At 37.1% G+C, this 20091-nt stretch carries 17 protein-coding genes; 14 read left to right on the top strand and 3 right to left on the bottom strand.

The genetic code is table 11. From position 1 onward, the window contains the following. The first annotated feature begins 36 nt into the window (after nucleotides 1–36). Nucleotides 37–918 (top strand): UTP--glucose-1-phosphate uridylyltransferase GalU, encoded by an 882-nt coding sequence (gene galU / locus BLW49_RS10805; RefSeq protein WP_076314559.1) that lies wholly within the window; start codon nucleotides 37–39, stop codon nucleotides 916–918. Between the two features lie 70 nt (nucleotides 919–988). Here the strand turns inward: galU and BLW49_RS10800 are convergent, their stop codons facing one another. The 3 genes from BLW49_RS10800 to rfbA form a co-directional block, all read right to left on the bottom strand. Next, complete coding sequence (locus BLW49_RS10800; RefSeq protein ID WP_090724609.1) at nucleotides 989–3457, bottom strand: O-antigen ligase family protein; 2469 nt, start codon at nucleotides 3455–3457, stop codon at nucleotides 989–991. Between the two features lie 171 nt (nucleotides 3458–3628). Further along, nucleotides 3629–4189: a dTDP-4-dehydrorhamnose 3,5-epimerase gene (gene rfbC, locus BLW49_RS10795; RefSeq protein ID WP_090724607.1), complete on the bottom strand. Its 561-nt coding sequence runs from the start codon at nucleotides 4187–4189 to the stop codon at nucleotides 3629–3631. An 18-nt stretch (nucleotides 4190–4207) separates the two neighbouring features. After that, nucleotides 4208–5086 carry a glucose-1-phosphate thymidylyltransferase RfbA gene (gene rfbA / locus BLW49_RS10790; protein ID WP_090724605.1) on the bottom strand — a complete coding sequence of 293 codons (879 nt, stop codon included), beginning with the start codon at nucleotides 5084–5086 and terminating at the stop codon, nucleotides 4208–4210. Between the two features lie 337 nt (nucleotides 5087–5423). On the opposite strand from rfbA, the gene BLW49_RS10785 reads away from it, so the two are divergent. From BLW49_RS10785 to BLW49_RS10725, 13 genes are all read left to right on the top strand, one after another. Beyond that, on the top strand, nucleotides 5424–6713 hold the full coding sequence (locus tag BLW49_RS10785) for a glycosyltransferase family 4 protein (RefSeq protein ID WP_090724604.1): 1290 nt from the start codon (nucleotides 5424–5426) through the stop codon (nucleotides 6711–6713). Nucleotide 6714: 1 nt separating this feature from the next. Then, nucleotides 6715–7791 carry a mannose-1-phosphate guanylyltransferase gene (locus BLW49_RS10780; protein ID WP_090724602.1) on the top strand — a complete coding sequence of 359 codons (1077 nt, stop codon included), beginning with the start codon at nucleotides 6715–6717 and terminating at the stop codon, nucleotides 7789–7791. A 29-nt stretch (nucleotides 7792–7820) separates the two neighbouring features. Next, nucleotides 7821–8780 carry a GDP-mannose 4,6-dehydratase gene (gmd, locus tag BLW49_RS10775; RefSeq protein ID WP_090724600.1) on the top strand — a complete coding sequence of 320 codons (960 nt, stop codon included), beginning with the start codon at nucleotides 7821–7823 and terminating at the stop codon, nucleotides 8778–8780. Between the two features lie 28 nt (nucleotides 8781–8808). Next, complete coding sequence (locus BLW49_RS10770) at nucleotides 8809–9765, top strand: GDP-mannose 4,6-dehydratase (protein WP_090724599.1); 957 nt, start codon at nucleotides 8809–8811, stop codon at nucleotides 9763–9765. A gap of 41 nt (nucleotides 9766–9806) precedes the next feature. Beyond that, entirely contained in the window at nucleotides 9807–10544 is a 738-nt protein-coding gene (locus BLW49_RS10765) for an ABC transporter permease (RefSeq protein ID WP_256209747.1), read from the top strand. Nucleotides 10545–10561: 17 nt separating this feature from the next. Beyond that, nucleotides 10562–11830: an ABC transporter ATP-binding protein gene (locus BLW49_RS10760; protein ID WP_090724596.1), complete on the top strand. Its 1269-nt coding sequence runs from the start codon at nucleotides 10562–10564 to the stop codon at nucleotides 11828–11830. Between the two features lie 5 nt (nucleotides 11831–11835). Then, a complete protein-coding gene (locus BLW49_RS10755; RefSeq protein ID WP_177178712.1) occupies nucleotides 11836–13320 on the top strand; it encodes a class I SAM-dependent methyltransferase in 1485 nt (494 codons plus the stop codon). Between the two features lie 18 nt (nucleotides 13321–13338). Continuing rightward, nucleotides 13339–14406, top strand: a complete 1068-nt coding sequence (locus BLW49_RS10750; RefSeq protein ID WP_090724592.1) for a glycosyltransferase family 4 protein — start codon at nucleotides 13339–13341, stop codon at nucleotides 14404–14406. Nucleotides 14407–14433: 27 nt separating this feature from the next. Then, nucleotides 14434–15606, top strand: coding sequence for a glycosyltransferase family 4 protein (locus tag BLW49_RS10745; RefSeq protein ID WP_090724591.1), 1173 nt, complete (start codon nucleotides 14434–14436; stop codon nucleotides 15604–15606). A 795-nt stretch (nucleotides 15607–16401) separates the two neighbouring features. Continuing rightward, a complete protein-coding gene (locus tag BLW49_RS10740) occupies nucleotides 16402–18081 on the top strand; it encodes a hypothetical protein (protein WP_143042110.1) in 1680 nt (559 codons plus the stop codon). A gap of 31 nt (nucleotides 18082–18112) precedes the next feature. Continuing rightward, nucleotides 18113–18538, top strand: coding sequence for a GtrA family protein (locus tag BLW49_RS10735; protein ID WP_090724587.1), 426 nt, complete (start codon nucleotides 18113–18115; stop codon nucleotides 18536–18538). Between the two features lie 4 nt (nucleotides 18539–18542). Next, nucleotides 18543–19658: a glycosyltransferase family 4 protein gene (locus BLW49_RS10730; protein ID WP_090724585.1), complete on the top strand. Its 1116-nt coding sequence runs from the start codon at nucleotides 18543–18545 to the stop codon at nucleotides 19656–19658. Nucleotides 19659–19690: 32 nt separating this feature from the next. Next, nucleotides 19691–20089 (top strand): divergent PAP2 family protein, encoded by a 399-nt coding sequence (locus BLW49_RS10725; protein ID WP_090724584.1) that lies wholly within the window; start codon nucleotides 19691–19693, stop codon nucleotides 20087–20089. The last annotated feature ends 2 nt before the right edge of the window (nucleotides 20090–20091 follow it).

Here is a 20091-nt window from a genome sequence, read left to right as displayed (position 1 = left end):
ATAATGAATTCATATCTTAACGAGGGAGATCTCTGAATGAAGATTCGAAAAGCGATAATTCCTGCGGCTGGACTAGGTACACGATTTTTGCCAGCGACCAAAGCAATGCCCAAGGAAATGCTGCCGATCGTAGACAAGCCTACGATCCAATACATAATGGAAGAGGCGGTAGCCTCCGGAATAGAAGACATTATTATCGTGACAGGTAAAGGAAAAAGAGCGATCGAGGATCATTTTGATAACTATTTTGAACTGGAGCATAACCTGGCATCAAAACAAAAATGGGGGTTGCTTGAAGAAGTTCGTAAATCTTCTGAGATGGCAGATATCCATTATATTAGACAAAAGGAACCTAAGGGACTCGGGCACGCAATCTGGTGTGCTCGTAAGTTTATAGGAAATGAGCCGTTTGCCGTATTACTTGGAGATGATATTGTTGAATCTGATCCTCCTTGTTTGCAGCAGATGATGGGTATATATGAGCAGCATGAACAGCCTGTAGTCGGAGTTCAACCCGTTCCGTGGGAACAAGTATCGAGATATGGAATTATAGAAGGAAATCAAATCGAAGATAGAGTATATACAGCCAATAATTTAGTAGAGAAACCACCAGTAGGAAGCACCCCATCTAATCTGGCGATTATGGGGCGTTATATATTAACACCAGATATATTCAATATCCTTGAGAATCAACATACGGGTGTGAATGGTGAAATCCAGCTGACGGATGCGATTGCTACACTTGGTGCCAGCAGAGACATTTTGGCATACCATTTCGATGGAACTCGTCATGATGTCGGAGAGAAGTTAGGATTTATCCAGACCACTCTTCATTATGCGATGCAGCGTGAAGAGCTTCGTGAAGGATTAAGTGAATATCTGGAGGAGCTCTTGAGCTCTTATCGGACTTTGAAATAAGCAAGGATTATCGATCTAAAAAAGCAGCGAGCTGAAGACAACTCTTCAACTCGCTGCTTTGTTTGTATTGCTAGAAATTTAAAGAGGCTAACTGATCGATTTGCTCATCTGCTTCAGGCTGAGTTCCAATTAACTGATTGTAGACCTGTTCGTCGGTTTGGCCTGCTTTTTGTAATGATGCCAGATACCACCGGGCTAGTTCTTGATTGGCAGGGTCATTCATATCTTCTGTCAAACCTTGCTTCAAGGTAGCTGCGCTTTCAGCGGATTGATTCTTCATAAATTGTATCTTACCTGCATTCAGAGCAATAGCGGGTGTGATTTCAAATGCACGCCCTTGGAGCTGTCCTTCAGGCAGTGTCTTCAGATGCTCGATACCCTCTACTACATGCTGGTAAGCTTGTAATCCTGCTGCGAAGTATTCGTCCTTCTTCGCTGTATCCTGATTGCCAAGAGCTTGGTAACCATATTCGAAGGCTTGGCTGATCAGCGTCTCGTACCAATCAATATCCCAAGCAAAGTTGGCGGCTTTTTCTTCCTGAATAGCAAATGCTTGCTCATTCTCCCCTTTTGTCTGGAGAAGAGAAATCTTGCGTTTTAGCATATTTTTATTATAAGGCTCCTCTTCAAGCCCGTTGTTAATCCATGCCATTGCCTCATTGTAATACTGTTCATCCTGAGTCTGTGTATAGACCTGCTGGTAGATCTCTGCCATCAGCAGCAAGGAATCCGGGTGAGTGTCTCGGATGGACAGGTCCTTATCCAGCGCTGTCTTGATTTCATTAAAATCCTGACTTGTCTGAACGACTTGCTGTGCATCGACAGCAGCGTAGCTGGACTGCAGATAACGAACCGAAGTAAATAGTACAAAGATAGACAGAATACCTACAGCCCCGACATATAGGTAACGAATACCTGCTCCTTTGAAGCTGAGCTTCTTCAGGGGCTTATTATCCATAACCGCGGCCATACCGCCGAACCCGAGAAAGACGAGCATACCTATAAATGCATAACTCATATTAAAGTCCAGGATACTATGAACCAGGATTGAGAATGTAATGATGAAATACAGGAAATGGGACTCTCTGTCTTGCTCCGACTGACGAATGTACCCTCTGATATATTTCCAGATAATAAAGATCATAAAGGCCATAAAAATAATGAATCCTAGAATACCGACCTCTACGAGATATTGCATGAAAAAGTTGTGCGCTTGGCGACTCGTGTACGGGTTATTCTGGTACGTTTCATATAAAGCCGCCCAAGCTCCACCGCCGGCTCCAATGATTGGATAGTCGGCTAGCAGCTTCAGTGCATCCCGATAGAACGTAAATCGCTCGAGCACACTGTGCTGGTTAAAGTTGATGTTCTCCAAACGAACTTGAATGCTGTCGGGCAAAATGTTTTTGAGACTCGTAAACAGAAGCAGCAGAGCAGCAATAATTGCAACAATGGAAGATCCGATGGGAATCCATAGGCTCGATAATTTGCGATCAGACCAGCGCTGTACTCCGTTTGTCAGGCGGGAAGCAGCATAGCTCTGAATAACCCAGGCAAGAACTGCCACAGCAATAGATGCAACAATCAGGTAAATCCAGCCGTTTAAAGCTGTAGATGCTGAATATTGTTCATGCAATGCCAGACCTGCTGAAGTAATAGGATTAAGTACAATTACCGTCGCTGCGCCCGCTATGAGACAGTATATGATCCATAAAATTTGTTTTGCAGGCTTCAGGAACAGTAATAACACAACAAAAACAACCGGTAGAAGAACAAGACCTGTTCTCGACAAAGTCAGCATAATGGAGACAATGATCGGAACAAGCATAAATCCATGAGTTAACTGACCGTACCATTTATTAGATCTAACTAAGCTAAAGATGGATGCAAAGAGCAGAGCCATGAGAAATGCTGCATATGTATTAGCATATTGGAATACTGAGGTTAGCCTCGGACCGTTAGAATCAACCATCACGGCATCGATGTATTTTCCATTTTGTACAGCGCTCGTAAACCATCCGACAAGATTCGCTGCCAGATTCGACCCTCCCAGCCAGTTCAATAGACCAAATCCGACAATAACATATGAAATACCCAAAATTGCCAAATGTATGATATGATTGATTTGTTTGCTTTGGAGAATATACACTCCAATGGCAAATACAACCGCATAAATGCATTGAATGAGTACCATGTTCGTTGCAAGATAGTGGGAGGCTGCCGATATAAGAGAGATGACATAAGTTAATGGAAGCAACAGGACAGCGACCAGCAGCCAATCTCTTTGTGTTTCTAGCTTAATTTCTTTGTAATAGCTGGCGATCCATAGGAACATTAAGAGAGTTGAGATGAGTACTGCCCAATAGATTGGCTTCTCGAAATTTAACATTTGTCCATTAAATAGGGCGATCTGGAACGGAGCCCAGAACAAAAATAAGATGAAGCCAATGACTAGAATCCATCGGGTAACACTGATTTGGTTCTTCGGATCAATACCGCTCGATGGCTTAGCGGATTTACCGTATACTGGATTCGACAAGGTAGAATTCTCCTTTTCTAGTAGATACGACAAATATTTTAGCACAATATCTTGGGAATTTGGAACTGTTTAAAATAGATACCTGATGCAATATATAATCAGCTCATGTTATTAATATAGTCAGAAGTAAAAGGAGCACCATCGTCAGCTTGATTTAAATTTAGTTTCTATTTATAGCTTGTAAACAAAATTGTTATTAGCGTGTATTAACAAAGGTGCGTTTGCATCCTTATCAGACAGTATGGGGATCACTTTCGATGGCCAAATCACATTAATTTGAGGATCGTTCCATATAATGCCCTGATCAAATTCAGGTGAATAGATCTCGTCGCACTTATACTGCACTTCTGTGTCATCAGTAAGAGTAATAAATCCATGAGCGAAACCCTTTGGAATCAAGAGCTGAGTCTTGTTCGATTCACTTAGCTCTAAACCGTACCATTCTCCATAATTTGGGCTGCCTTTGCGAATATCTACAGCTACATCAAATATAGCACCGCGTGTACATCGAATAAGTTTCGATTGTGCTTTTGGATTTAATTGATAATGAAGTCCCCGAAGTGTTCCCTTCCTAGCCGAATATGATTGATTATCCTGGACAAAGTTAATATCCAGCCCGTATTTAGTAAAGTTAGAAGAATTGTATGTTTCCATAAACCATCCACGATGATCACCAAAATAGTCGGGTTGAATGATCATTACCCCATCCAGTTTAGTAGGTGTGATTTTCATAGTAATAGCTCGCACTCCTTAATATTTTATTTTTCCAGTTGCAACCTTAATTAAATATTCTCCATAAGAAGTTTTAGCGAATCTTTGACCGTGGACGAGTAGCTGCTCCTCTGTAATCCATCCATTAATATATGCAATTTCCTCTAAAGCTGCGATTTTAATTCCTTGATGATCCTCGATTGTTTTTACAAAATTGGTTGCATCGGCCAAACTTTGATGAGTACCTGTGTCCAGCCAAGTAAAACCGCGTCCGAGAAGTTGAACATTCAGAGCATCGAGCTTCAAATATTGTTCATTAATTGAAGTTATCTCTAATTCTCCACGTTTCGAGGGGGAGATACTTTTTGCAATTGAAACGACTTGATTATCATAAAAGTACAACCCAGTTATCGCGTAATTTGATTTCGGATAAGAAGGTTTTTCTTCCAAACTGATAACTTTTCCGTTCTGGTCAAACTCGATAACGCCAAATCGCTCCGGGTCAGGTACGTGATAACCGAATATAGTGGCTCCATGATTTTTCTTGGAGGCTTGGATAAGTAACTGCCGCATACCAGCGCCATAGTAGATATTGTCTCCGAGAATCATGGCTACGGAATCTCTCTCTATGAAATCTTCGCCAAGAATAAAGGCATGTGCCAATCCAAGGGGGACGGGCTGAACCATATACTTCAAACTGAGGCCAAACTGTGAGCCGTCTCCTAATAAACTCTCAAATCTCGGCGTATCTTCGGGAGTTGAAATAATCAAAATTTCCCTAATTCCTGCAAGCATTAAAGTAGATAATGGATAGTAAATCATGGGTTTATCGTAGATCGGCAGTAATTGCTTGCTTGTTACCAAGGTAAGGGGGTATAAACGAGTGCCGCTGCCACCGGCTAGAATAATTCCTTTCATTTAATAGGATCTCCTTATAATAACGAATATAAAAATATTAACTATTATAGTTTACGCGCACATCATATTAATGTCCATTTTTACCTTTTAAGTATATAAAATGAATATGGATGATAAATAATGACATTCATTTACAAATTGTAGTTATAAGAAAAGGACATCTACTTAAGTAGAAAATATCGTATTAATTTCCCAAGATTTCTCGACGTAATTGTTTTTTTACCGTATACTGGATGAGATGTCGGATAAATCTGCTAATTCTCTTATTTACGACATAATTCGTTTCTTTATTTGTGTAGTATTTTCTTTTTATTGTTTTTGATTGAGGGGAAGATTAGTGGAAAATATAAAGTCTTACTTTTTTAGATGGTTATACCGGTTAGCGGTGGTCTCCAAACCGATAATTGTCAAGGCTGTCCCTTTTTCTATCAGACAAAAAGTTAAAAAAAGGATTTTAAAGAAAGCATTCCCTATTAATCATTCGAATAGCCGTATAATTAAAACAGAGAAAGAATTCGGAATTAATTTGATTGGGTATGCAAGAGCAGAAATGGGAATCGGAGAATCCTGCCGAATTGCAGCCAGAAGTATAAGCGCTGTAGATTTGCCTTTTGGCATCATTAATTTTATCGGCACAAATCCCGCTAGAATGAATGATACATCCTGGATTCATAAAGAAGTAACAGAGTACAAATATAATATAAACATTTTTCATATTAATGCAGAACAGATGACGGAAATCTATGCTCATTTTGGCAATGGTATTTTTCAAGACCATTATAATATTGGATTCTGGCATTGGGAATTGCCTGACTTTCCAGATGAATGGGAAGAAAGTTTCAGTCTGGTAAATGAAATATGGGCACCGTCCACTTTTGTCGTAGATTCCATTGCAATTAAAAGTCCTGTTCCTGTAGTCAAAATTCCTCACAGCATTGAGGTTAAAATTGAAAATTCAAGAGATAGAGAGTACTTTGGTATACCTGACAACCGGTTTCTGTTTCTAACCATGTATGATTTAAAAAGCTATCAGGAAAGGAAAAATCCTCAAGCAGCAATTCATGCTTTTAAAAAAGCATTTCATTCAAATGACTTGAATGTCGGTTTGGTTATTAAAGTGAATAGTGCTGACAGCAAATCGGATGATCTTAAGGAGCTGCATGAACTGATAGGCGGCTATAAGAATATTTACTTATTAGAAAGAACGTTATCTAGAAATGATACCAATGCTTTAATTTCAGTAATTGATAGCTACATATCCCTTCATCGAAGCGAGGGGTTCGGCTTAGGACTTGCGGAGGCGATGTATTTAGGTAAACCAGTGATAGGAACTAACTGGTCTTCAAATACAGACTTTATGACTCCGGATAATTCGTGCCTTGTTGACTACGAATTAATCCAGTTAAATCATGATCATGGCCCTTATAAGTCTTATCAATGTTGGGCTGATCCAAATGTGAACCATGCAAGTGAGTATATGAGGAAGCTCTTTAATGACAGAGCGTATTATCTCAAGACAGCATCAAAGGGAGAATCATATATTAAGGAACACTTTTCTCCACAAGCTGTCGGTAATCTTATAGAGAAAAGATTAAAATATATTGCTTTGAGGAATCTTGGAGGTTGAAATGACGATTACTAGCGTAATAATGGCAGGGGGAAAAGGTGAACGGTTTTGGCCGAAAAGCCGCACAAATCTTCCTAAACAATTTTTAAATATTTCCGGAAGTAAGTCGATGATACAGCAATCCATCGCTCGTTTAGAGCTGCTAATGGATATAAGTCAAATATTCGTTGTGACTAATGAATTATATGCTGAACTAATTAAAGCACAAATTCCTCATCTACCACATGAGAATATTATTATAGAGCCTGTAGGAAGAAATACTGCTCCGTGTATTGGACTTGCCTCCATTCTTATAGAAGAAAAATTCCCGGACAGCACAATGGTAGTTATTCCATCAGACCACATTATTGAGAACGAAGCAGGATTTATAAAAATATTAGAGACTGCTATTCAAGTTGCACAAGATAATAACAATCTAGTGACATTAGGTATTCAGCCGAAATATCCAGAGACAGGATATGGGTACATTCAGAGTACTGAAGAAGTTACAGAAATAAATGGTTTGAACGTTTATAAAGTGAATAAATTTGTTGAAAAGCCAAATCTTGAAACGGCTCAAGCATATTTGTCCGCTGGGAATTTTTACTGGAATAGCGGAATTTTTGTTTGGAAGACCGATACCATAAGAAGTTACATACGGGAATTGATGCCTGACATGCATGATATTATGGAGACAATGAAGGCTGGAATGAAATCCGGAAATCGTGAGATTGTAATTCGCTCTGAATTTAAAAAAATGCCGGACCAATCCATAGATTACGGGATCATGGAAAAAGTGAAAAACATTTATGTTATACCTTGTGTGTTTGGATGGGATGATGTCGGCAGCTGGACAGCACTGGAACGCATAAATGAATTAGATGATCATGGTAATGTAATTAAAGGGAATATTTTAAACTTAGACACCAAGCGCTGCATTATAGAGAGTAATGGAAAGTTAATAGCAACACTCGGAATAGAAGATTTAATCATCGTCGATACAGAAGATGTAACACTCATATGCACTAAAGATAAAGCTCAAGAAGTCAAGCTTTTGCTTAAAGAATTGCGTATGCAGAAGCTTGAGCAGTACTTATAATATATTAATTTAAAGGGAGAATTCACTACATGACAAAACGTGCACTTATTACTGGGATTACTGGACAAGATGGATCATATTTGGCAGAGTTGTTGCTTTCTAAAGGATATAAAGTGTTTGGCTTACGCCGCAGAACAAGTGTCCCGATCATGGAAAATATTGAACACATTAAAAACGAAATTGAATTCATTGACGGTGATTTGTTGGATCTTGGTTCATTAATCAATGCGGTTCGGATCGCTAATCCTGATGAGGTATATAATTTGGCGGCACAGTCCTTTGTTGCAACATCTTGGGTCCAGCCGGTTGCTACAGGACAAGCCACGGGGATGGGTGTCACGAATATGCTTGAAGCGGTTAGATTAGTTAAACCAGAAGCTAGATTTTATCAAGCATCAAGTAGTGAAATGTTCGGGAAAGTAGTAGAAACGCCACAAAAAGAGACAACGCCTTTTTATCCTCGTAGTCCTTACGGAGTGGCTAAAGTCTATGGACACTGGATTACTGTGAATTACAGAGAAAGCTATAATATGTATGCATGTTCAGGGATCCTGTTTAACCATGAATCACCGCGTCGTGGTATTGAATTCGTAACACGCAAGGTAACAGATGGGGTCGCAAGAATTAAGCTAGGACTTCAAAATGAACTTCGCATGGGGAATCTAGATGCAAAGAGAGACTGGGGCTTTGCGGGAGACTATGTGAAGGCAATGTGGTTAATGCTACAACAAGACAAAGCAGATGATTATGTGATTTCCACTGGTGAAACTCATACGATAGAAGAACTAGTCGAGATTGCTTTTAGTCATGTTGGTCTTAACTGGAGAGATTATGTTGTAATTGACCAAAAATTTGTAAGACCAGCTGAAGTAGATCTACTTCTCGGTGACTGCACGAAAGCAAAAGAGAATCTGGGTTGGGATCTTGAAGTTGGATTTGAACAACTGGTTAAAATGATGGTTGATAGTGATTTGGAGAAACTCAAATAAGGCTTTCAGAATAGAAGGAGGCTTAAAAATGAGAGCTCTAATTACAGGTGTAAACGGATTTGTTGGCAAACATTTAGAAGAATATTTGCTATCAGATCATATAGAAGTATGGGGGACCACTCGTAATACATTGAATATTCAAGGTGGGGCTAAGAATAGAATTGCAATGGGTTTTTCGAACGAAGCAGAAATGATTGAGGTTTTAAATCATGTTAAACCGGATATGATTTTTCATCTTGCTGCCCAAAGTTCCGTTAGAAAATCGTGGGATAAAGTAGTGGAAACCTTGGAATCAAATGTGATTAGCTCAGCTAATTTTTATGAGGCGATCCGCAAGTCGGACATTGGGGAGAAGGTACGCATTCTCTCCGTAGGGTCCTCAGAAGAATACGGAATGGTTATTTCTGATTCCATGCCTATTAATGAAGAATGTGCTTTAAATCCGATTAGCCCGTATGGTATTTCTAAGGTGTCTCAATATATGCTTGCAAAAATGTATATGAAACTAGGTTTGCAAATTGTCCATGTAAGGCCATTTAACCATATTGGACCAGGACAGGATTTGGGCTTTGTAACTTCTGATTTTTCGCATCAAATCGCAAAAATAGAGTTGGGAATGTCAGAGCAAATCATGAAAGTGGGAAATCTCTCTGCAAAGAGAGATTTCCTTGATGTTAGAGATATTATCAGAGCTTACAGTGAAATCATTAGAAAAGGTATTCCAGGGGAAGCATATAATATTTGTTCAGGCGAGCCAGTATCCATTGCTGATATTCTGACATCATTAGTTGCCCTATCAGATAAAGAGATTGATATCGTAACAGAGCCATCTCTACTCAGAGCCATTGATATTCCTCTTTATATAGGTTCAAATAAAAAAATCACTAGTACAATTAATTGGAAACAACATATAGGTATTGAAGAAACACTAGGGGACGTGCTTAATTATTGGCGCAATAGAGTAAAGATTGAAGGAAGAGTATAACTGTGAAAAATATACTAATAGAACTGTTTAACTATAAACAAATGATAAAAAGCTTAGTGCTCTCTGATCTAAGAACTAGATACAAGGGATCTATCTTGGGATTCCTCTGGACTTTTCTCAATCCTTTGTTGATGCTTTTGGTGTATACTATTGTGTTCTCTACAATTATGAGATTTGATATGGATAACTACACGATATACATGTTTATAGGTTTGCTGCCTTGGTTGAATTTTTCCTCTTCGGTCCAGGGTAGCGCTAGCATCATCATTCGAAATTCAAATCTCATCAAGAAGATCTATTTTCCGCATGAAGTTCTGCCATTATCGACCGTGTTCGGAGGTATGGTGAACTATTTATTCGGACTTATTATTATGTTTGCTGCTATTTTTATTAGCGGGATGACCCTGTCAGTTCATGCTTTGTTTTTTCCGGTTATTCTTTTTTTACAGTTCCTGCTTACGTATGCCCTGACTTTACTTTTCAGCTCTCTGAATGTTTATTTTAGAGATCTGGAACATATATTAGGGGTAATTGTGATGGCGTGGTTCTACTTTACACCTATTATATATCCCTCGAGTATGATTCCGGGACAATATCAATTTATATTTGATTTTAATCCTATGAAGCCAATAATCGAGTCTCTGCAAGATATATTTTACTATCAGCGTAATCCTGAGTTTATAAATTTATTAAAATCACTAGTCTATAATCTGATTCTGTTGTTATTTAGTTGGTTTATTTTCAGGAAATTGAGTAAACGATTTGCTGAAGAAGTGTAAAGGAGAACGAACGTCCTATGTCATACTCCATTGAGGTAAGTAATGTATCAAAAAAATTCAGAAATTATATCGATAAACAAAATACTTTAAAAGATAAAGTGTTGAGATTTGGGAAACAAACAGTTAAAGAGGATTGGATTCTAGAAGAAATTAATCTGATGATCAATGAAGGGCAGACCGTAGGATTAGTTGGAAGAAATGGATCAGGGAAAAGCACACTTCTGAAACTTATGACCAAAATACTCTATCCGGATGTAGGTTCTATAAAAATAAATGGAAGAGTCTCAAGTCTTTTAGAATTAGGTGCAGGATTTCACCCGGAATTTACGGGGATTGAAAATATTTATATGAATGCTTCGATATTGGGTCTATCAAAGAAAGAAATTGATGCTAAATTAAATGAAATTATTGCGTTTTCAGAACTTCATGAATATATTCATCAGCCTGTGAGGATATATTCGTCTGGAATGTATATGCGCTTAGCTTTTTCTGTTGCCATAAGTGTAGACCCCGATATTTTACTGATAGATGAAGTTTTAGCTGTGGGTGATAGTGCATTTCAAAACAAATGCCTAGAGAAAATAAAAGAATTAAAAGGAAAAGGCAAAACAATTGTTGTAGTTACACATGACAATAGTATGGTCGAGAAAATTTGCGACCGAGCTGTTTGGATTAATAACGGAAAAGTAAGGGCTGATGGATCTCCTAGAGATATTATTATGCAATATATGGCTTTTCTATCAGAAGAAGAAAATAAAAGATTGATCGAAGATCAAAAGTCAGAAAGCAATGAAATACCGTTGAATGAATCACCTGAACTTTGGCATATAGCGAAACCGATAGAAAGCTCAAATCATAGCAGAGTAGGAAATAAGAAGATAGAAATACTCAATGTTTGGTTTAGTGACTCTCAAGAACAAATCAAAAGAAATTTCAATACTGGGGAACAAATGATCATCAATATTCAATATAAGATCAATGAAAAAGCCAGCAGTGTAGTATTCGGAGTTGGTTTTTTTACAAGCGATAATACCTATTGCTATGGAACCAACACATATATTGATCGTTCCATTCCTTCTGAATCTTTACCGAATGAAGGCCATATCAGATTTAATATTAGCAAGCTAACGCTTCTGCCAGGTGTCTATAAGCTGGATGTAGCAGTACATCATGAAAATGGAGAACCGTACGACTATCTAACCAGCGTCTATTCATTTCAAGTATCTTCAGATATAAATGATGTAGGTATTTTTCGTTTGGATCATACTTGGGAATTGAAAGGATGAGGACTATGGAAATCGAAATCAATGATGATGAGATAGATGTGCGAGAAATTATTTCAAAGATGAAAAAAGAGCTGAACAAACACAATATAACAGAAAAGCTGCATGAAGTTTCTTTAAGTAAAGTTGAGAATAATTACACTCCGGACAGTACTCTGGATCTAAGAGCGTTACATGAGAAAGTGGATATCTTAAATCGTTCATGGAATACAAATCCGGAGTTTAATATAACATCACATAGAAAATACTTAGGGCCAATAATAGTTAAGGGTAAAAAGTTAATTCGTAAATTATTGAGATGGTATATCAATCCATATGCATCAGGACAAAATGAGTTTAATGCAAATCTAACAAGAACGATAAATGAATTGTTCTCACAATATAAGACAGTATGTGAACAATTCGAACTGAATAAGGCGAATTATAGCAGCGTTCAAGCCGAACTAGAAAATAAAAATGAACAAATAAGAGTATTAAAAGCCCAAATACATGAGCTGTCTGAAAAGCATAAAGATCAGGCTGGCATTGCCTATGCTAATGCTTTATCTAGAGAAATGGAAGATAAATTAACCAACGCTAAGGAAGAGTTAACAGAGATAAAAAACACTTTCTATAATAAACTATCCCATATTGAACAATTGAATCAAACTCATTTTGATGCAGAGCTGATTACTTTGAAGCAAACTACTCGGGTTGCTAATGAACGCCTAAGAAGAATAGAACGGAAATTAAGATCTGTCCAAACAGATGATTATGGTCATATCGAACTTGCTATAGCGAAAGATGGATATAAAGATGAGTCTCAAAATACTGGACTTGATTTTGATTATTATTTATTTGAGGAATATTTCAGAGGAAGCAGGGAGGAGATAATTGAAAGACAAAAACAATACCTTCCTTACTTCTCGCAAGCTTCCAATGTGCTCGATCTTGGATGCGGTCGTGGGGAGTTTACAGAATTGATGTGGCAGCAAAATATTAGTGTCGTCTCAATAGATATTGACGATGATATGGTTGAGTATTGCCGTGAACGAGGATTTAACGTTAAAAAGGCTGACTTGATATCATACCTTCAGACTTTGGAGGATAATTCCGTGGAGGGTATTTTCCTGGGCCAAGTTATCGAGCATATGAAGCCGGAAGATATCATTAATATGGTTAAGTTAGCCTACAAAAAATTAAAACCGAATTGTTGGCTTATTGCCGAGACACCTAATCCACGAAGCTTATCTATTTTCGCCCAAAGCTTTTATTTGGATTTGACTCATAATAAGCCTATTCATCCGTTTACAGCTCAGTTTATATGGGAATCGGAAGGGTTTAGAGGCGTAGAGGTCAAATATTTCTCTCCTAACAATCCTATTGTTCAACTGCCGTCCTTGTCGATCCCGACGATGGATCCGGAAGCCCTGGCTAGATTTAATACGGGGTTACAGCATTGGAATGAAGTTGTGTTTGGAAATCAGGATTACTTTGTCGCAGGCAAAAAATGAGGAGTACGGTGATATACGATGATTATAAATCAACTTTTACCCGCTATGAGTTATGGCGATGCGGTCAGTAATTCAGCAATCAATATGAAGGTGGCCATGGAGAAGATGGGGATTAAATCAAAGATTTATGCCGAGCATATCCATCCTAAAGTTTCTCATCTTGTACAGCCTGCCCACAGTATACCAAAAGATCAGCCGGTTATTTATCACTTGGCCATTGGATGTGACCTAGCTTATGAAATACCAAAATTCACTGATAAACGAATGATAATATATCATAATATAACTCCAAGTCATTACTTCAGAGGCTATGACAATCAATCCGCTGATCTATGTGATAAAGGGAGAAAAGAACTGCTCTTTTTGAAAGATTTTATAGATATTGCTTTTGCAGACTCTGCTTATAACAAAGCAGAACTTGATGAGGTCGGATATTCCAACACCCATGTAACACCGATCATCATTAATTATGAAGATTATGATGGTAAATATAATGCAGCGCTTTTTAAAAAGCTTCAACAATCTAAAATAGGGACTGATTTTCTGTTTGTCGGAAGATTAGCCCCGAATAAAAAACAAGAGGATATTATCAAAACTTTTTATATTTACAAAAAGTATTTTGATAAAAATGCCCGCTTACATCTAGTGGGTTCTTACACTCGAATGGAGAAGTACTACGAGCAGTTAAAAGGACTAATTAAAGAACTGCATTTAGAAGACGTCCACTTAACGGGCCATATACCTTTTGGAGACATTCTATCCTACTACAGGAATGCAGATATGTTCTTGAATATGAGCGAGCATGAAGGCTTCTGCGTGCCGATTCTTGAAGCGATGAAATTCCAAATTCCCATTGTAGCTTACAAGGAGGCAGCGGTTCCCGAGACGCTAGGGAATGGAGGGATTTTGTTCATGGACAAAGAGTATTCTTCCGTAGCCTCCTTAATCAAGGTGATGGTTGATGATCATGAACTTCGAGAGAAAATTTTAATGAACCAGAAAAGACGTCTGGAATATTTCTCTAAGGAGAATACAACTGAAATCTTTATGAGTAAATTAAAAGGTGAAATGGCCGCAGTTAAATAGATAAGCTTGATTGATCATGGAGGAAGTATGAAAAAGAAAATTGCTTTTGTTGTGCAAAGATACGGTCTAGAGGTGAATGGTGGTTCAGAGCTGAGTTGCAGGCTGATTGCTGAAAAATTAAGCCGAATATATGATGTAGAGATATTGACTACGAAAGCTTTGGATTACACCACCTGGGAAAATCATTATCAGGCGGATGTCGAACAAATCCATAACCTGACGGTCAGAAGATTTAAAACGGATTTTCCTAGAGAAATGAAGAAGTTCAATAAGGTTAATGAGCAGGTTTTTACAAACGCTGATAGAAATGTATATGACGAATTAGAATGGATGAAGGCACAAGGACCTGTATCGTTTGATTTGATTAACTATATTAAAAGTAATCATGATCAGTATGATAAAGTGATTTTTTTTACATATCTATATTTTACTGCTTTTTGGGGAGTGCAGCAAATCCCAGAGAAAAGTATTCTAGTTCCTACTGCCCATGATGAACCTTATATATATTTTTCTATCTTTAAACCGCTCTTTCATCTTCCTCAATCCCTCATTTTTTTAACTGAAGAAGAAAAAGATTTTGTTCATAAAACTTTTCACAACGACCATTTACATAGCGTTGTTGCAGGTGTGGGTGTCGATGTTCCTAACAAGGAAATAGATATTCAAGGATTTAAGGAAAAATTTAATATTCATGAGGATTACATTCTATATGTCGGTAGAATTGATGAATCTAAAGGATGCAAGGAATTATTTGATTATTATTTAAGATATAAAAAAACAGTCTCAAAACCCCCTAAGTTGGTTTTGATAGGTAAATCTGTGATTGATATCCCAAATGATCCCGACATTATCCCGCTGGGCTTTGTGACGGATGAAGAGAAATTTGCTGCGATGAAGAACGCTAAGGTTTTAATGATGCCTTCTAAGTTCGAAAGCCTATCCATGGTAGTACTTGAGAGTTTGTATTACGAAACACCGGTTATTGTCAATGGGCATTGCGATGTATTGGTAGGACATTGTGAACGAGGAAACGCAGGTTTATATTATACAGATTATAGTGAATTTGTATATTGTCTAAATATGATGCTCGAGAACGATAACTTAAGAAAAAAAATGGGACTGAGTGGAAAAGAGTACGTAATGAAACACTTTGATTGGGAAATTATTTTAGGGAAATTTATTGAATGTGTTAATCGATGAGGAGCCCATAAGTCCTATAAGAAAGGCCAGATTGGATTATCAATTAGGGTCTGTTGTATAAATTGTTGATGGTGAAGGCAGAAGTTCGTTCCTTATTGCGTATATAAATCCAAGTAATAGAATTTACAGCTATTTTTAAAATATACATGAAATAAGATCCTTGATGTGATAATCCTTTCCATTAGCCTTTAATTTTATATGTGTTTGAATTAGTCGATGGGTAAGTTTTTTTGTTAATAATGCCGAAGGAGTCTTTAAATAATGTTACCAATTTTCCTATCAGTTCTCATGATACTGATATTTTGTATATCTGGCTTGTTAGCTTTCAAATTAATTAGATTGGACCAAGGGTTATTGTCTGACCAGAGGTTCTCCGTCTTCATTCCAGTGATAGGAGCCATTTCGCTGACTTGCGTCATTCAAATTCTTTCCCTTGCTCTTCCAGTGAAAATTACTGCTCTAATTCTTACTGGTCTACTAATATACGCTTTATTATTTGTTATACGAGATATTAGTATGATTTGGCTGAGAACAATGTGTTCTAATAAATTGTTATTACTAATTATATTTATAGCAATCGTTATATTGCAGTTTCCAATTCTATTTAAAAATGAACTATTGAGCTTACAGAATGGTAATAATGATATTGCCTATTATCTATCAAGTATGGATTGGCTGAAATCTCATAGATTCACGGAGTCAATCCTTTTTTCCTCTGAGATGCCATTTAACTCGCTTGCTCATTATATGGTAAATAACACGAGAATCGGAACTGACCTGTTGGGGGCATTCTTCATGAGTGTCTTTCAACTGGATTCGCATGAAGTATATTACTTGTTAACCGGTACACTTGCTACATTGACTGTTTTTTCAGCTTATTTTTTCCTTTCCTATTGTTTAAATGTTAGTAGGAAAGCCTCTTTATGTGCTGCTGCTATATTTGCAGCAGGTGGATTGTGGGCATTTCTTATGTTCTCACAGTATGCGCCCCAAATTTTCGGTATAACATGTCTAATCAGTTTCACAGGTTTGTTCATAAGGTTGGACAGACAAAAACAACATAAGGGCTTTGTCTTCTTATCGGCATTGTTACTAGTAGGAACATTGAGCGTATATTCTGAGTATGCGATTTATTTATTATTTATTTTTATTGCTATTGGTGTGAGCAAATATATAACAGCTAGTAGTGAAACTAGAATTAATATTTTGATTGATTCACTTAAGGTTGGGTCACTCTCTTTTATACTCAATCCAGTGGGAATGTTTATTGCAGCCAGATTTAATATCAATATACTCACAAGGGTCATAGATGATGCGAGTGATATAGATCCCTATTTAGGCAATTTAATGAGTAAGGATCAGATTATTAGTAAACTGTATGGCGGACCTGATTTTGAGCATTTAGGATATGATTTAAACGTATTAGGAATTAACTCTCAATATTTTATAGCAGGCCATACAATTTTTAAGTTTCTCCTCCTTCTAGTATTTATATCCGTTGTTGTTATCGGGATGTTTATAAAAAAAGAATGGTATAAATATGCGATACTAGGCGTTATCATTTTCTTTGCCGCAAATGAGCTGTATTTAAGATCCAGTACGAGTGCATATGCTGAAATGAAACATATTACAACGATTGCCCCGTTTATAATTCTATTCTTTGCTTATTTTGCTGACGGCTGGAAACTTAACTCGAAAAAATCCTATATTAGGAAGATAATCCTTGGCTCAGCTGTTATCTTTGTTGCTGGTTCTAATGTAGTAACTGCTTATCAAAATTATAAAGGGGGGTACATATATTATTTCGATCATGCTGTTATTGAATTAAAAGAAGCTGTGAAATTAGTTCCGCCCGATGAGCCGATAGGAATAACGAGCAGTTCTCCTGCTGATAAGCATAGTATTGTTTATGCTCTAAAAGATGTTCCCATAAAGCACAATAAAACTTATGAATTTGATAATTCCTATTTTGGATTTCTCGTTCCACACGATTTTGAAAACACAAAATATTCAATAGTTTCAAAGCAGGATTATTACTCGTTTTTATCCCAAACAGAAGAAGTGCTGTGGCATAACGATAAGTATGTTTTGTTACATGCTCCAACAGTAGCAATTAGGCCGATGAGTGGGTTCTATAATCTTGAACAAGACGGGATTGGTTATTTTAGATGGACAAGTTCTAATGAGTCGGAGCTATCTGTATTTAATGGAAGCGATAATAAACAAACTTTAAGTATATCTTTACAGACTGAGAATGGAATATTTTCTTCCCGCCCTATTAAGGTGTATGCTAATGGCAATTTAATTGGTCAAGGAATGTCTAACAATGTTATTGAAACAGAGACGATAAATCTTTTGCCTAACGAAAGTTTAAGCATAACGGTTATTTCTGAAGGGAATTTAAACACGGTAGATACGGGAGATACTAGAAACTTCGGGTTTATTCTTAGGCATCTCGACGTTGATTTAAAATAAGAGTATCTAATAATTATTGGTGGTGTAAGATGTGGATTCACCTGGTTCTGATTTGGAAATTCAAAATACAAAAAGAAGTATAATCGAGTTGGTTAAATATGGTTTTTGGGGGGCGGTTACGACCGCTCTCAATCTTTTTGCTTTCTTTTTGTTGGAAGGTCTAGGGATGTATTACATAACTGCGAATGTAATAAGTTATATTTTTGCAGTCATCATTAATTATATTTTTAATCAGAAATTCGTCTTCAAAAATTCCTCACAAAATGAATATAAACAATTCGTAAAATTTGTAATCGTAAGAATCGTGTCTTTATTAATTGATAGCGGTTTGTTCTATTTATTAGTATCTATTTTGAGTTTTAATGTGAACTTATCACGTATTCTTTTGAGCATTACAATTATTGTGGCAACCTTTGGTGTGAATAAATTATTTGTTTTCAATACAAAGAAGAGGTAAAGAAATGAGACTGAAGATATTAATTGTTCTAAATTATTACTATCCATATATAAGCGGTCTTTCAGAATGTGCTAAATCCTTAGCTGAGGAGTTGGCTAAAAAGCATGATGTGACCGTATTGACGGCGAGGCACAAAAAAGAACTACCGAAGTCCGAAGAAATTAATGGAGTCAAAATAAAGCGTGCAGATGTTCTGTTCAATATAAGTAAAGGCTATATTAGCTTAGAGTTCCTTAGATTATTTAAAAAGTATCAAAAAAACGCAGACGTAGTTAATTTACATCTACCAATGGCAGAAGCCGGTATAATTAGCCATTTGACAAGTAAAGACAAATTATTTCTAACTTATCAGTGCGATGTTAATCTTCCCAAATCTCTGGTTAACTCCACTATTGTGAAACTAATGGATATTTCCTCTAGGTGGAGTTTTAAAAGGGCAAGGAAGATAATTGTGAGTTCTTATGATTATGCAGAAAGTTCAAGAATACTTCCAGAATATAGAGATAAGTGGGTAGAAATTCATCCTACCTCTTCATTCTATAAAGAATTTAGCAATTCAAAGCCTCGCTCCGCACATGATAATAGATATATAGGGTTTTGTGGAAGGATTGTTGAGGAGAAGGGGATAGATATCTTGCTTCAAGCAGCACCTATCGTAAAGAAAGCTGTACCGGATGCTCAATTTTTGATAGCTGGTGATTACAGCAATGTTGCAGGCGGTAGTGTCTACGAGGACATAAAGAGTAGTATAGGTTGGGATGATACCTATGTGAAATTTCTAGGGAGATTATCGACACAAGAACTCATTGATTTTTACTACTCACTTGATCTCTTTGTTCTCCCGAGTACAAATTCGCTCGAAGCCTTTGGAATGGTTCAGGTCGAATCAATGCTTGCAGGTGTACCGGTGGTAGCTTCAGACTTACCCGGAGTAAGGGTTATAACGAGAAAAACAAAAATGGGAGAAACAGCGCCGCCTAAAGATGTGGATCAGCTTGCTCAAGAAATAATTAAAGTTTTGGAAAATAGGGATCAATATATACAAGATTCAGAAATGATTAAAGAAATATTCGGAGTAGAAAGCGCAGCACTGAAATATATGGAGTGTTTTCAACAATAGAACTAGTTGGATACGAATAGGAGATCGTACGGATGAGTTATTTCTTTGTTCCTTTTATTGCTTGGTTTATTGCAGGCTGCTTGAAGTATTTAATTAATAGAGTTCGTTTTGGACAAGAAGCGAACACATATATTGGTAACGGTGGATTTCCTAGTAATCATACAACTGTGGTAACTACAATTACTTGGCTAATTGGTTTAAGAGAAGGATTTAATTCTGCTGTTTTTGGCTTAGGAGTTGCATTGGTGATGATCGTCATATTTGATGCGACCGGGTTGCGTAAATATGTCGGAGAACACGCCAAAAACATCAATATACTAAATATAAGGGATTCAGGTAAGTTAAGAGAAAGAATAGGGCATACAAAGGTTGAAGTGGTTGGAGGAATCGTTTTGGGGATTTTAATAGGTTATGTGATAAATATTTTTTAGTA

Origin of the sequence: Paenibacillus sp. PDC88, from assembly GCF_900106725.1 — a bacterium.
GTDB lineage: Bacteria > Bacillota > Bacilli > Paenibacillales > Paenibacillaceae > Paenibacillus > Paenibacillus shunpengii.
Note: the sequence above shows the minus strand (reverse complement) of the source record. Positions and strands in the feature narration are given on the sequence as shown.